Source organism: Streptomyces sp. NPDC046887, from assembly GCF_040644755.1.
GTDB classification, from domain to species: Bacteria; Actinomycetota; Actinomycetes; order Streptomycetales; family Streptomycetaceae; genus Streptomyces; species Streptomyces lichenis.
Genome location: NZ_JBEYXH010000011.1, coordinates 156706 through 169938, shown reverse-complemented (window position 1 = coordinate 169938; position 13233 = coordinate 156706). Strand labels below are relative to the sequence as shown.

General features: G+C 72.6%; 12 protein-coding genes. 9 read left to right on the top strand and 3 right to left on the bottom strand.

What is annotated here, in order from left to right; genetic code table 11:
• Nucleotides 1-182: 182 nt before the first annotated feature.
• Nucleotides 183-1691: an LCP family protein gene (locus ABZ945_RS14030; RefSeq protein WP_361268071.1), complete on the top strand. Its 1509-nt coding sequence runs from the start codon at nt 183-185 to the stop codon at nt 1689-1691.
• 96 nt (nt 1692-1787) lie between these two features.
• Here ABZ945_RS14030 and ABZ945_RS14025 read toward each other — a convergent pair whose 3' ends face one another.
• Nucleotides 1788-2801, bottom strand: coding sequence for a glycosyltransferase family 2 protein (locus ABZ945_RS14025; RefSeq protein WP_361268158.1), 1014 nt, complete (start codon nt 2799-2801; stop codon nt 1788-1790).
• 662 nt (nt 2802-3463) lie between these two features.
• On the opposite strand from ABZ945_RS14025, the gene ABZ945_RS14020 reads away from it, so the two are divergent.
• The gene (locus ABZ945_RS14020; RefSeq protein ID WP_361268068.1) at nt 3464-4774 is read left to right on the top strand and encodes an LCP family protein; all 1311 of its coding nucleotides are present in this window, start codon (nt 3464-3466) and stop codon (nt 4772-4774) included.
• Nucleotides 4775-4961: 187 nt separating this feature from the next.
• On the opposite strand, the gene ABZ945_RS14015 is transcribed toward ABZ945_RS14020, so the two are convergent.
• On the bottom strand, nt 4962-5528 hold the full coding sequence (locus tag ABZ945_RS14015; RefSeq protein WP_361268065.1) for an acyl-CoA thioesterase: 567 nt from the start codon (nt 5526-5528) through the stop codon (nt 4962-4964).
• Nucleotides 5529-5733: 205 nt separating this feature from the next.
• Between ABZ945_RS14015 and ABZ945_RS14010 the strand changes: the two genes are divergently transcribed.
• From ABZ945_RS14010 to ABZ945_RS13990, 5 genes are all read left to right on the top strand, one after another.
• Complete coding sequence (locus tag ABZ945_RS14010; RefSeq protein ID WP_361268062.1) at nt 5734-7020, top strand: LCP family protein; 1287 nt, start codon at nt 5734-5736, stop codon at nt 7018-7020.
• A gap of 105 nt (nt 7021-7125) precedes the next feature.
• Nucleotides 7126-8163, top strand: a complete 1038-nt coding sequence (locus tag ABZ945_RS14005; protein WP_361268059.1) for a saccharopine dehydrogenase — start codon at nt 7126-7128, stop codon at nt 8161-8163.
• A gap of 137 nt (nt 8164-8300) precedes the next feature.
• A complete protein-coding gene (locus tag ABZ945_RS14000) occupies nt 8301-8513 on the top strand; it encodes a hypothetical protein (protein WP_361268056.1) in 213 nt (70 codons plus the stop codon).
• Between the two features lie 555 nt (nt 8514-9068).
• Nucleotides 9069-9428 carry a hypothetical protein gene (locus ABZ945_RS13995; RefSeq protein ID WP_361268053.1) on the top strand — a complete coding sequence of 120 codons (360 nt, stop codon included), beginning with the start codon at nt 9069-9071 and terminating at the stop codon, nt 9426-9428.
• Nucleotides 9403-9834 (top strand): hypothetical protein, encoded by a 432-nt coding sequence (locus ABZ945_RS13990; RefSeq protein WP_361268050.1) that lies wholly within the window; start codon nt 9403-9405, stop codon nt 9832-9834. Before ABZ945_RS13995 ends, ABZ945_RS13990 begins: the two co-directional genes overlap by 26 nt.
• Before the next feature lie 93 nt (nt 9835-9927).
• On the opposite strand, the gene ABZ945_RS13985 is transcribed toward ABZ945_RS13990, so the two are convergent.
• The gene (locus ABZ945_RS13985) at nt 9928-11085 is read right to left on the bottom strand and encodes an acyl-CoA dehydrogenase (protein WP_361268047.1); all 1158 of its coding nucleotides are present in this window, start codon (nt 11083-11085) and stop codon (nt 9928-9930) included.
• A gap of 255 nt (nt 11086-11340) precedes the next feature.
• On the opposite strand from ABZ945_RS13985, the gene ABZ945_RS13980 reads away from it, so the two are divergent.
• On the top strand, nt 11341-12684 hold the full coding sequence (locus tag ABZ945_RS13980; protein ID WP_361268044.1) for a UDP-glucose/GDP-mannose dehydrogenase family protein: 1344 nt from the start codon (nt 11341-11343) through the stop codon (nt 12682-12684).
• Between the two features lie 146 nt (nt 12685-12830).
• Nucleotides 12831-13196: a VOC family protein gene (locus ABZ945_RS13975; protein ID WP_248636576.1), complete on the top strand. Its 366-nt coding sequence runs from the start codon at nt 12831-12833 to the stop codon at nt 13194-13196.
• Nucleotides 13197-13233: the final 37 nt, after the last annotated feature.

Sequence of the window (13233 nt, the reverse complement as noted above, 5' to 3'; positions counted from 1 at the left end):
AGGTGGGCGGGGAGCGCGTACCCCGCCCCCGGGGGAGCAGACCGGAGACGGTGAGCGCGGAAGTCCCGGGGGCGGCAGCCGGTACGGGCTCGCCCACGGGTGCCTCGGCCGCGGCGCCCGGGGGCGGCGGCGGGCCGAGGCCCCGCAAGGGACGGCGGCGGATCCTGCGGTGGAGCGCCTCGGTGCTCTCGCTGCTCATACTCGGCACGGCCGGCGCCGGTTACCTGTACTACCGCCATCTGGACGACAACCTCCGCAGCAGCGAACGCAGCAGCGGCAAGAGCGGGGTGACCAGGTCCGAGCCCAACGCGGCCGGCAAGACCCCGCTCAACATCCTGCTCCTCGGCTCGGACAGCCGTAACTCGGACGAGAACATCGCCCTCGGCGGCAGCCGGGAGAACCGCGGCACCCCGCCCCGGGCCGACGTCCAGATGCTGCTGCATGTCTCGGCCGACCGGAAGAACGCCTCCATCACCAGCATTCCGCGGGACACCCGGGTGGACATCCCGGAGTGCAAGGACCCGGCGAGCGGCAAGACGTACAAGCCGACCACCATGATCATCAACGAGTCGCTGGCGCGCGGCGGTCCGGGTTGCACACTGGTCACCTGGGAGAAGCTGACCGGGGTCTACATCGACCACTGGATGATGGTGGACTTCGCCGGTCTGGTGCGGATGGCCGACGCGGTCGAGGGCGTCCCGGTCTGCGTCGAGGACAACGTGTGGGACCGGCCGACGGCGGCGGTCAGCGGCGGCTCCGGGCTGAAGCTCAAGAAGGGCACCACCGAGATCAAGGGCGAGCAGGCCCTCCAGTGGCTGCGCACCCGGCACGCGTTCTACAACGACCAGGGCCGTGCCAAGGCCCGGCATATGTACATCAGCGCGCTGATCCGCAAGCTCAAGGAGCAGAACGCGTTCACCGACACCGGCAGGATCATGGACCTGGCCGAGGAGGGCACCAAGGCGCTCCAGGTCTCCGACGAACTGGGCTCGGTGATGCGGCTGTTCGACCTCGCCATGGAGCTGCGGGACGTGCCGCTGGACCGGATCACCATGACGACGCTGCCGACGCAGGAGTACATCGGCAACCGCAACCACCTGGTGCCCGTCGACTCCGACGCGGAGAGGCTGTTCACCCTGCTTCGCGAGGACGTCGCCTTCGACTCCCACGGCGAGCCCAGTGACCGGGACAAGCGCGCGGAGGAGTCCGCGGACACCTCCGCGCCGAAGACCTCACCCCGTCCCGAGCCGACGCCGAGCGGACCGGCCGCGGCCGAGCCGGACACCATCGGGATCAGCGTGGTCAACGGCACCGGCGGGGAGAACGGGCAGCTGGTGAAGGGGCGGGCCGGCGCGGTCGCCGAGGCGCTGCGGGCCGAGGGGTTCACCGCCGCGACCGCCTCGGACCAGGTGGCCCCGAGCGAGAAGACCGCCCTGGTCTACCGGGCCGGCGGCGGGGCGGAGGAGCGGGCCGACGCCCTCTCCGTCGCCAAGGCGCTGGGGCTGCCGACCGGCGCGGTACGGGCCGGGGACGTACCGGTGCTGACCCTGACGGTGGGCGCCGACTGGACCGAGGGCTCGGCCTTCCCCAAGGCGGAGAAGCCCAAGGCGGGCGACCTGCCGAAGGACGCCGACGCCTTCAACGCCAAGGACAGCGGCTGTATGCCGGTCTACGAGCCGTACCGCTGGTAGACGACCGGTTTGACAAGGGGGAGGCGGGGCCGCACCGCTGGTAGCGCGCCGCCAAGGGGGCGGGAGGCGGCGGGGCGCGGTCTCCCCCTCGGCAGCTCAGACCGCCGTGCCCGCCCGGTCCGGGTCCGTGGTGTCCGTGGTGACGGCCGGGCGGCGGCTGGCGATGACCTTGCGGGCCAGCGCGCGGGGGCTGGTGAGGAAGCCGTAGCCCCAGGACATGTGCATGGTGGCCAGGGCCACCGGGATGCGCAGCCGGGCCTTGAGCGGCAGCCCCTTGCCGGCCGGCACCGAACCGGCGGTGATCGCCGCGAGGTAGCCGGCCGGGATGGCGAAGGCGTACGGGGTGAGGACCGCGCCCGCGACCAGGCCGGCCGCTATCGCGCAGACGGCCGTCGGCGGGGCGAGGTAGCGCAGGTTGATGGAGCCCGAGTGGTAGCGGGCGACGACATGGCGCCAGCGGCCGTAGTCCTTGTACTGCTTGGCCAGCGCCCGCACGCTGGGCCGCGGCCGGTACTGCACGCGCAGCTCGGGCGAGAACCAGATCAGCCCGCCGGCCTCGCGGATGCGGAAGTTCAGCTCCCAGTCCTGGGCGCGGATGAACTCCTCGTTGTAGCCGCCCTGGGTCTCCAGCGCCTCCCGGCGGAAGACGCCCAGGTAGACGGTCTCGGCCGGGCCCGCCTCGCCACCCGTGTGGAAGGCCGCGTTGCCGACGCCGATCTTCGAGGTCATCGCCGCGGCGACGGCGTCCTCCCAGGCGTTCTCCCCCTCGGCGTGCATGATGCCGCCGACGTTCTGCGCACCGGTCTCGGCGAGCAGCCGGACGGCGGTGGCGATGTAGTTCGGGGAGAGCATGCCGTGGCCGTCCACCCGCACCACGACGGGGTGGCGGGAGGCCTTGATCGCCGCGTTGAGGGCGGCGGGGGTGCGGCCGGTGGGGTTGGGCACGGTACGGACCCGGGGGTCCTCGCGTACCAGCTCGGCGGCGATCTCGTCGGTCCGGTCGGTGGACGGGCCGAGCGCGATCACCACCTCCATCTCACCCTCGTACTCCTGCTCCAGGATGTGGCGGACCGCACTGCGCAGGTGCCGCTCCTCGTTGAGCACCGGCATGATCACGGAGACCGGAGTCGCGGACGGGGCCGGGTTCGGGGCCGGGTTCGGAATCGGGGCCGGGTTCGGGGTCGGCACGGCCGTCGGCGTCGGTTCCGGCGTCGGGGGCATGGGGTTCCTTCGGAGGTACGGCGGTGGGGGCGGGGTCGCGCGGGGTACGGGGAGAGGCGGCCACGTTACCGCGAACGGGGGACACCCTTGCGCGCCGCCCGGGCTATGCGGCCCACCGCTGATCGTATGGGCCTACTGTTCCTGCCCGGTCCGCTCCCCGGACCACGGTCCGACGCGGAGGTGTCCCCCACGTGCCCACACCGCCCCGCCGACCCGCCCCGCCGAGGACCCCGGGACCGGGGCAGCCGAGACGGCCCGCAGCGCCGTCGGGCGAGGGGCGACAGGGGGCGGACGAGAGGCGGGAGAGGTCCGGCGGTGGGCGGCAGGCGCCGGGCAGGAGGCCGAAACCCGAACCGCGCACATCGCCGGCCCGTACACCGTCCCGGGCCCCCTCCCGTACCGCTGCCCCATCCCCTACCGCTGCCCCGTCCCGTACCGCTGCCGCCGCACGGGCCGCGCGGCCCCGGCGGCAGGGGCGGGGGCGGTGGGCGGCCCGGCTGGCGACGGCCGCGTCGGTGCTGGTACTGGCCGCGGGTGGGATCGGGCACGCGATGATCAGCAGCCTGGACACCGGGATCGGGCGCATCGACCCGTTCAAGGACATGAAGAACCGCCCGGAGGCCGGGCACGGCACCAACATCCTGCTGGTCGGCACCGACGGCCGGGACAGGATCACCCAGACCGAGAAGGTCCGCTACCGGTTGGGCGGGGCGCCCTGCCACTGCACCGACACGATCATGCTGGTGCATGTCTCGGCCGACCGGAAGCGGGCCAGCATGATCTCGCTGCCCCGGGACAGCTACGCCATGCTGCCCCCGCACACCGACACCACCACCGGCAAGCAGCACCAGGAGCACCCGGTGAAGCTGAACGCCGCGTACGCGGAGGGCGGGCCGGGGCTGACGGTGCGGACCGTGGAGAAGATGACCAAGGTGAAGATCGACCACTATCTGGAGGTCGACTTCACCAGCTTCATGCGGACCGTGGACGCGGTCGGCGGGGTGGAGATCTGCACCGCCAAGCCGATGAACGACACCCACACCGGGCTGCGGCTGCCCCCCGGCACCTACCGGCTGGACGGCGGCCAGGCCCTTCAGTACGTGCGCTCCCGCCATGTGGACGGCGCCTCCGACCTGGGCCGGATGCAGCGGCAGCAGAAGTTCGTGGCCGCGCTGATCGACCAGGCCACCGACAACGGGGTGCTGCTCAACCCGGTCCGCTTCCAGCAGGTCGCCACCGCCATGCTCAGCTCGGTGCGGGCCGACACCGGCTTCGGCAGCGAGGAGATGCTGACGCTGGCCAAGGCGATGAAGGGCTTCACCGCCGCGTCCTCGGAGTTCACCTCGGTGCCGGTGAGCAGCACCGGCTTCCCGGTGAAGGGGATCGGCTCGACGGTGAAGTGGGATCTGGCGAAGGCGGAGAAGCTGTTCGACGCGGTACGGGAGGACAAGCCGCTCGCCCCGCATCTGCCGCGCGTGGCTACGGTGCGCAGGAAGCTGGTGGAGGTGTCCCCGCAGCAGATCCGGGTGCAGGTCTACAACGGGACACCGCTCGGCGGGCTGGGCGCCAAGGTGGACACCGCGCTGAAGTCCACCGGCTTCCGCACCTCCGGCGCCCCCGGCAACTGGCCGCGCCGCGATCTGAACCGCACCGTCGTCTTCTTCGATCCGCGCTGGGACCGCTCGGCGCGCTCGCTGGCGACCGCGCTGCCCGGCTGCGAGCTGCGGCAGGCCCCCGGTCTCGGCGCCACCCTGAAGGTGGCGGCGGGCGCGAACTACGCGGGCGTGCTGCCGGTGCGGGCGGAGAACGCCTACCAGGGCGAGTCCGGTGTGGTCACCGGTGACCAGGTGGTCTGCTCCTAGCGCCGGGCGGGCGGGGATCTGCCCGGGGACCTTCAGGCGGTCTTCCAGGGCTGGTCCGGGGCTCTACCGGGAACGGTCGGTCCTCCCGGGCTCGTCCGGGGCTCTACCGAAAACCGCCTTCCCGAGCTCGTCGGGGGCCCTCTCCGGAGCTCTTCCGAGGCTCCTCTTCCGGGGCTCCTCCGGGAAGTCAGTCCCCGAAGCCCTCGGCCGCGCGCTTCTCGCGCAGCTCCTTGATGGCCCGGCGGCGGGCCAGCCGGTGGGTGCGGCGGATCTGCGCCTCCTGGTAGCGGCGCTTGTCCCGCTCGCTCTCCGGGGCGACCGGCGGTACGGGGCGCGGCTTGCCGTCCGCGTCGACGGCGGCGAACACCAGGTAGGCGCTGCCGACCTGGGTGGCGGGGGTGGACTCGTTCCACCGCTCGGCCATGACCCGGACGCCGACCTCCATGCTGGACCGGCCGGTCCAGTTGACCTGCGCCTTGACATGGACCAGGTCCCCGACCCGTACCGGCTCCAGGAAGACCATCTCGTCCATGGAGGCGGTGACGGCCGGCCCGCCGGAGTGGCGGCCCGCGACCGCGCCCGCGGCATCGTCCACCAGTTTCATGATCACGCCGCCGTGCACCGTGCCGAGGAGGTTGGTGTCGCTGCCGGTCATGATGTGGCTGAGGGTGGTGCGGGACGCCGAGGTGGGCTTGGGCTCCGGAGTGCCCGGCGCCTCCTGCGGTCTCGCCTCGGATATGGCCTGGTCTGTCATGCCCTCCACCTTAATCCGGGGCCGGGGCGTGCTCCTCGCCTGCTCGGGGCGGGTGTGGGCGGGCTCACGCGGACGGCCGGGAGGTGCCTCGCGCGGGCCGTGACCTGGAACGGCGGCCGGGGCATTGCATCAGCTTCGCTACAGGGCCGCCCCGAACTCCCACCCGCTCTGTCACCCGACCGGACGCGGCCTGCACACTATCCGCATGAATGACTGGCCAGAGGGACGAAACGACGACCGCAACGCGCGTTACGGCCGCGGCAGCGCCGACGCCCAGGCGGAGGGCGCCCGGGTGATGCGGCACGTGCAGCGGCCCGGCGTCCCTCCGCAGTCGCCGCCGCAGCCCGCCCCGGGTGGATACCAGGACATTCCGCGGCAGGGCCCGCCCTCCGGCTACGACAGCGGGTACAACACCGGCCAGGTCTACGGCAGCCCCGGCGGGCGCGGTCCCGGTGGGCGCGGCCCGGGCGGCCCCGGCCGCCCCGGCTCCCCCGGCAGACCCCCGGGCCAGGCTCCCGACTGGCGCAAGCGGCTGAGGGTCGGCGCCATCGTGCTGCTGGTCGCGGTGGTCGGCACCAGCGTCGGCACGTACTTCTGGGCGGACGGCAAGGTGCGCCGCGAGGTGGACCTCGGCAAGGTCATCGACCGCCCCTCCGAGGACGACTGCACCACGTATCTGATCGTCGGTTCGGACAGCCGCGAGGGCATGTCCGCCGAGGAGAAGAAGAAGCTCCACACCGGCTCCGCCGAGGGCAAGCGGACCGACTCGATGATGATCCTGGCCGCCTGCGGCGGCGGGAACACCATGGTCTCGCTGCCCCGCGACTCGGATGTGGAGATCCCCAAGTTCGTCGGCTCGGAGTCGGGCAAGACCTTCCCGGCGCAGGGGCGGCGGGTGAAGCTGAACGCCGCCTACGCGGAGGACGGCCCCGAGCTGCTGGTGCGCACCGTGGAGCACAACACGGGGCTGCGCATCGACCACTACGCGGAGATCGGCTTCGCCGGGTTCGCCAACATCGTGGACGCGCTCGGCGGCGTCGAGATGGACATCCCCAAGGCCTTCAAGGACGAGAAGTCCGGTGCCGACTTCCAGGCCGGCAAGCAGGAGCTCAACGGCGAGCAGGCGCTCGCCTTCGTCCGCACCCGGTACGCCTTCGCCGAGTCGGACCTCGCCCGCACCAAGAACCAGCAGAAGTTCCTCTCCGCGCTGGCGAGCCAGGCGGCCACCCCGGGCACGATCATCAACCCGTTCAAGCTGTACCCGACGATGGGCGCCGGCCTGGACACGCTGATCGTGGACAAGGACATGTCGCTGTTCGACCTGGCGGAGATGTTCTTCGCGATGAAGGGCATCACCGGCGGCGACGGCACCTCGATGAACATGCCGATCAGCGGCGCCCGGGGCGGGAACCTGGTCTGGAACCAGGAGAAGGTCAAGGAGCTGGTGAAGCAGATCCAGAACGACGAGAAGGTCACCGTCGGGGAGAAGTGAGGGCGGGGCCGCGGGCCCCGGGCGTCTCCAGGCCCCGGGCGTCTCCCATGGAGGGGTCCAGTCCGCTTTGACCGCCATCATCCGGTGGTGATACCTCCCCGGGGTATGACGGAAACAACGGTGGAGACCGGTGGAGCCACGGGCTCCCGGGTACTCGTGGTCGGCGGTCACGGCGCCGTGGGGAGCGCGGTGGTGGCGGCGCTCGACGGGTGGCTGCCGGGGCGGGTGCTGGCCGGTGGGCGGGGTCGGGGGGTACGGGTCGATGTGACCGACCCGGAGGCCTTCGGCCGGACCCTGGGCGAGCTGGGCGAGGGCCCGGCGCCGCTCGGCGCGGTGGTGATGTGCGTCGAGCCGCCGGACAGCGGTGCGGCCCGGGCGTGTCTGGAGCGGGGCGTCGGAGTCGTGGACGTGGGGGCCACCCCGGCCCTGCTCGACGGGGTGGCCGGGTTGGACGGGGTGGCGCGGCGGGCGGGCGCCACCGCCGTACTGAGCGTGGGTGTCGCCCCCGGGCTGACCAATCTGCTGGCCCGCCGCGCCCATGAGGCAGTGGGCGGGGCCGAGCGGATCGACCTCACCGTGCTGCTCGGCGCCGGTGAACGGCACGGGGCAGACGCGGTGCGGTGGACGGTCGAGGGGCTGGCCGAACCGGTGACGGCCGCGCCGGGGCGGTACGCGCTGCCGGGGTACGGGAGGCGGGCGGCGCACCCGTTCCCGTTCGCCGACCAGTACGTGCTGCGCCGCACCCTGGGCGTGCCGGAGGTGACCACCCGGCTGGCGCTGGACTCCCGGGCACTGACCGCGGCGCTGTTCACGCTGCGCCGCACCGGGGCGGCCCGGCCCCCGGCCGTACGGCGGCTGCTCACCGCGCTGTTCCGCCGGGTGCACACCGGCGGCGACGGCTTCGCGCTGCGGGCGGAGGCGGTACGGGGCGAGCAGCGGGTCGCGCTCGCGCTGGCCGGGCGGGTGCAGAGCCGGGTCACCGGACTGGTCGCCGCCCACGCCGCCCGCGCCCTGCTCGACGGCGCCCTGCCGTCCGGCGTCCACCATCTGGAGGGCCTTCCGGCGCTGGCCGACCTGCCGGAGCGGCTGGGGCTGACGGTGGTGCGGGAGGCGCGGGGACCGGAGGTGCGGGAGGTGCGCTGACCGTCCTCACGGCCGACGGCGGTCCGTCGGGGGCGGAACCGCGGCCGGGGCACGGCGAGTCCTGCCCGGTGAGCGATGTCCGCTTCCTCTGGGTCCTCTGGCCGCTTCCGGCCGGGGGAACGAGAAAGGACCACGACATGAACCGGAAGACACTCCTTCGGCCCGCCGCGGGTCTGCTGGCCGCATGCGGGCTCGCCGCCGCGCTCCTCGTCGGCTCCGCCGCCACCGCCCAGGCCGGCGAAGCCACTCCCCGGTGCCCCGGTGGCTGCGCCCAGACGGACCCCGCCGGGTTCCAGGTCTCCTCCGCACCGGTTACCGCGACCCCGGACGGCAACTGGGAGCCGCACTGACCGACCAGGTTGCGGGCGGATACGTCGAGCGCTCGGTGGCCGCCGCGCCGAGCAGGTCGACCAGGCCCGCGGTACGACCAGGTCGGCGCGGTGGTGGGCGAAGCCCCCTACGGCGCGGGCGAATCAGCCGGCCGCCAGGACGTGGCGGGCGGCCGTCCGGTCCACAGTGAGCGCCAGCAGGGCGAGCGCGGCGAGGCCCCGCGGCCCGGCCGTCTGGAGCGCGCACACGCGTGGCCGGCGGAACTCCCCTCGTAACGCGCCGAAGGCCAGGAAGCACAGGGGCGTGACAACGAGGAGCGCCGCGAGGAAGGACGGTGGTGGGGGCCCCGTCGAGAAAGGTGGCGGCCGCCACGGCGATGGCGACCCAGGTGGGCCGGCGGTGGCCGAGGAAGCGGAGAGCGGCGTGGAGCCGGGGCGGGGGCCGGCGGGGCGCGGGACGCTCTCCGCTCCCGTCCCGACGCGGGTCTCGGGACTGCCGGCGGCCATCGGTGTCCTCCGGCAGGGGCGGGATGGGTGGTACCCACTCTGCGGCCGGGGTGGCGCCGACCGCCCGCGATGGACGCGGGGATGTCCCGAACCTTGGGGTGGCGGCTCTTCCGGCAGAGGTCCCGGTATGGGGAAGCGGCATGTGGCGGTGGTGGGGTACGACTCGGCCGAGTTGCCGGACATCGCGTGTGTGACGGGCGGGACGGATACCGGCCGGGGGCGCCGTCTGGCCGGATCGTCTGCACGTACATCGTGCGGGAGGTTCCGGCCGGGTGGGTGGAGCAGTGCCCGGGCGGGCGGATCGTCACGCCGTGGGGGTCCAGCTTCCACAGCGGGCGTTCGCCGTGCTGGATGTGGTGGACGGCCGTGCGCGGGGCTGGTTCTCCGGTCGCCCGGCGTTTGTGTGGGACCGGGAGCGCGGGGTGGTGAGGGGCGGATCGCGGACCGTCGGCAGGGTGAGGAGGGGAGGAGGACGAAGGGGGCGACCGACGTTCCGCCGCAGCATGTCGTCCATGACGATCCCGCGTTCTTCGTCGGGCTCCGCCTCACCGACGTCTGGTACCGCTGGTGCGAGGCGGACGACGGGAGCGGCGAGGCCACCTTGTGGTTGACGGCGGATGACGGCGCCTCGGGGGCGACTGTGGAGTTCACGCCGGACGCCGAGCGGTACGGGGTCGAGCAGTACGGCCCGCGGGCGCTGTGGGACGAGGTGCGGGAGGCGTTCCTGCGGTGGTACGAGCTGAGGCGGCCCCCACGGTCGCGGTTCGGGTTGTCGGTGGAGGACGGGCGCCGGTGGGTGTGGCTGGATGAGCCCGGGCGTGTGGTGGGCGGGTAGCCGGGGCGGAAGCGGTCGTCCGCTGCCCTTCTTGACGTGAAAGCCCCGCCCCGGGGGTGATCCCGGGGCGGGGCTTCGTGGGCCGGGAGGGGGCTACGGCAGGTTGCGGGCCATGACGATGCGCTGGACCTGGTTGGTGCCCTCGTAGATCTGGGTGATCTTGGCGTCGCGCATCATGCGCTCGACCGGGTAGTCGCGGGTGTAGCCGTAGCCGCCGAGGAGCTGGACGGCGTCGGTGGTGACCTCCATGGCGACGTCGGAGGCGAAGCACTTGGCGGCGGCGCCCTGGAAGGTGAGGTCGGCATCGCCGCGCTCGGACTTGGCGGCGGCCGCGTAGGTGAGCTGGCGGGCGGCCTCGATCTTCATCGCCATGTCGGCCAGCATGAACTGGACGCCCTGGAAGTCGGCGATCGGCTTGCCGAACTGCTTGCGCTCCTGGACGTAGCCCTTGGCGTAGTCCAGGGCGCCCTGGGCGATGCCGAGGGCCTGGGCGGCGATGGTGATCCGGGTGTGGTCCAGGGTCTTCATCGCGGTGGCGAAGCCCGTACCCTCCGCGCCGATCATGCGGTCGGCCGGAATGCGGACGTTGTCGAGGTAGACCTCGCGGGTGGGCGAGCCCTTGATGCCGAGCTTCTTCTCCGGGGCGCCGAAGGAGACTCCGGCGTCGCCCTTCTCCACGACGAAGGCGGAGATGCCCTTGGAGCGCTTGGACGGGTCGGTGACGGCCATGACCGTGTAGAACTCGGAGACGCCCGCGTTGGTGATCCAGCGCTTCACGCCGTTGAGGACGTAGAAGTCGCCGTCGCGCACGGCCTTGGTCTTCATGCCGGCCGCGTCGGAGCCGGCGTCCGGCTCGGAGAGGCAGTACGAGAACATCGCGTTGCCCTTGGCGAGCGGGCCCAGGTACTTCTTCTTCAGCTCCTCGGAGCCGGAGAGGATCACCGGCAGCGAGCCCAGCTTGTTGACGGCCGGGATCAGGGAGGAGGAGGCGCAGGCGCGGGCCACCTCCTCGATGACGATCACGGTGGCGAGCGCGTCGGCGCCCGCACCGCCGTAGCTCTCCGGTACGTGCACGGCGTGCAGGTCGGAGGCGACGAGCGCGTCCAGCGCCTCCTGGGGGAAGCGGGCCTCCTCGTCGACCGCGGCGGCGAACGGCGTGATCTTGGCCTCGGCGAGCGCGCGGACGGTGTCCCGGAGCATGTCGTGCTCCTCGGACGGGCGGTACAGATCGAAGTCAGGCGTTCCCGCCACTGTGCACTCACTCCCCTTGTGCTGCGGATCAGCTGTGGTACTGCTGCGGGCTGCTGTCGCCGCCCTTGCTAACTACCGTTAAGTAACCTGAATTTTAGTGGCCGGGGTGGGATTCGGCATATGTGGGTCGCGCGTGAGCTTGATGACAGGGGAGCCGCACCCCCGGGTGACCGGACCGTGCCCCGCGGGCGGCGCGGTTATGCTCGGGCGCAGTCCCTCCTGTCCCCGTACGCGCACGTCGATGGAGCTCACCCCATGGCCCTCAAGATCACCGTGATCGGCACCGGATACCTCGGCGCCACCCATGCGGCGGCCATGGCGGAGCTGGGCTTCGAGGTGCTGGGCCTGGATGTCGTCCAGGAGAAGATCGACCTGCTCCAGGCCGGCAAGGTGCCGATGTACGAGCCGGGGCTGGAGGAGCTGCTGCGCCGCCATGTCGCCGGGATCGAGGGGTCGAGCGGGCGGCTGCGGTTCACCACCTCGTACGAGGAGGTGGCCGACTTCGGCGACGTCCACTTCGTCTGTGTGAACACTCCGCAGAAGCACGGCGAGTACGGCTGCGACATGAGCTACGTGGACGCCGCCTTCGGCTCGCTCGCCCCGCATCTGAAGCGGCCCGCGCTGGTCGTCGGCAAGTCGACCGTGCCGGTGGGCAGTGCGGAGCGGCTGGCCAAGCTGCTCGCCGATAACGCCCCGGTCGGCGCCGACGCCGAGCTGGCCTGGAACCCGGAGTTCCTGCGCGAGGGCTTCGCCGTCCAGGACACCCTGCGCCCGGACCGGATCGTGGTCGGCGTGGAGAGCGCCGCCGCCGAGAAGACGCTGCGCGAGGTGTACGCCACGCCGATGGCCGAGGGCTCCCCGTTCGTGGTGACGGACTTCCCCACCGCCGAGCTGGTGAAGACCTCCGCCAACTCCTTCCTGGCCACCAAGATCTCGTTCATCAACGCGATGGCGGAGGTGTGCGAGGCGGCCGGCGGGGACGTCGCCAAGCTGGCGGAGGCGATCGGCTACGACGACCGGATCGGCCCGAAGTTCCTGCGCGCCGGGATCGGCTTCGGCGGCGGCTGCCTGCCCAAGGACATCCGCGCCTTCATGGCGCGCGCCGGTGAGCTGGGCGCCGACCAGGCGCTCACCTTCCTCCGCGAGATCGACTCCATCAATATGCGCCGCCGCGGCCAGATGGTGGGGATGGCGAGGGAGGCGCTGGGCGACGGGACCTTCCTGGGCAAGCGGGTCGCGGTGCTCGGCGCCGCCTTCAAACCGGACTCCGACGACGTACGGGACTCCCCGGCGCTGAACGTCGCCGGGCAGATCCACCTCCAGGGCGGCCAGGTCACGGTCTACGACCCCAAGGGTATGGAGAACGCCCGCCGGCTGTTCCCGACGCTGGGCTACGCGGACTCCGCGCTGGAGGCGGTGCGGGGCGCCCATGTGGTGCTGCACCTGACCGAGTGGCGCGAGTTCCGCGAGCTGGACCCGGCGGAGCTGGGCGAGGCGGTCTCGGACCGGCTCATCCTGGACGGCCGCAACGCCCTGGACCCGCTCCCCTGGCGCGAGGCCGGCTGGACCTTCCGCGCGATGGGCCGCCCCCGGGCTTGAGCACCGCGGATGGCGGTGGGCGGTCGGCGGTGGTTTGATCATCGGCGGCGGCGGGCGGATGGCTGCGGTGGTTTGATCATCGGTGGCCGAGGCACCCGGCCCTCACGACATGACGAGGGTCCATGTCGCCACTTGAGGAGGGCCCGATGGGTTTCGCCACGCTCCAGCTGACCGCCTTTGACTGCCCCGAGCCGCGCCGGCTCGCCGAGTTCTACGCCGCGGTGCTCGGCGGCCGGATCGAGGGTGACGACGAGTGGGTGGACCTCCACCTCGACGGCGGGCAGCGGCTGTCCTTCCAGCTCGCCCCCGGTTTCACTCCCCCGGAGTGGCCGCGCGCGGACCGCAACTCCCAGCAGCTGCATCTCGATCTTGAGGTGGAGGACATGGACGCCGCGCACGCCAAGGTGCTGGAGCTGGGCGCGCGCGAGCTGGACGTGGACGACGGCAAGCACCCCGGCTTCCGGGCCTTCGCCGACCCGGCCGGGCATCCGTTCTGCCTGGTCACGGGGTGACGGCGGCGGCGCCCGGACGGCTCCCCGTAGGCTCGCG

Coding starts and splice junctions, on each gene's coding strand:
- ABZ945_RS14025 (WP_361268158.1), bottom strand. CDS start 2,801: ATGCCGGTGCTCAACGAGGAGCGGCACCTGCGCAGTGCGGTCCGCCAC.
- ABZ945_RS14020 (WP_361268068.1), top strand. CDS start 3,464: ATGATCAGCAGCCTGGACACCGGGATCGGGCGCATCGACCCGTTCAAG.
- ABZ945_RS14015 (WP_361268065.1), bottom strand. CDS start 5,528: ATGACAGACCAGGCCATATCCGAGGCGAGACCGCAGGAGGCGCCGGGC.
- ABZ945_RS14010 (WP_361268062.1), top strand. CDS start 5,734: ATGAATGACTGGCCAGAGGGACGAAACGACGACCGCAACGCGCGTTAC.
- ABZ945_RS14005 (WP_361268059.1), top strand. CDS start 7,126: ATGACGGAAACAACGGTGGAGACCGGTGGAGCCACGGGCTCCCGGGTA.
- ABZ945_RS14000 (WP_361268056.1), top strand. CDS start 8,301: ATGAACCGGAAGACACTCCTTCGGCCCGCCGCGGGTCTGCTGGCCGCA.
- ABZ945_RS13995 (WP_361268053.1), top strand. CDS start 9,069: ATGGACGCGGGGATGTCCCGAACCTTGGGGTGGCGGCTCTTCCGGCAG.
- ABZ945_RS13980 (WP_361268044.1), top strand. CDS start 11,341: ATGGCCCTCAAGATCACCGTGATCGGCACCGGATACCTCGGCGCCACC.
- ABZ945_RS13975 (WP_248636576.1), top strand. CDS start 12,831: ATGGGTTTCGCCACGCTCCAGCTGACCGCCTTTGACTGCCCCGAGCCG.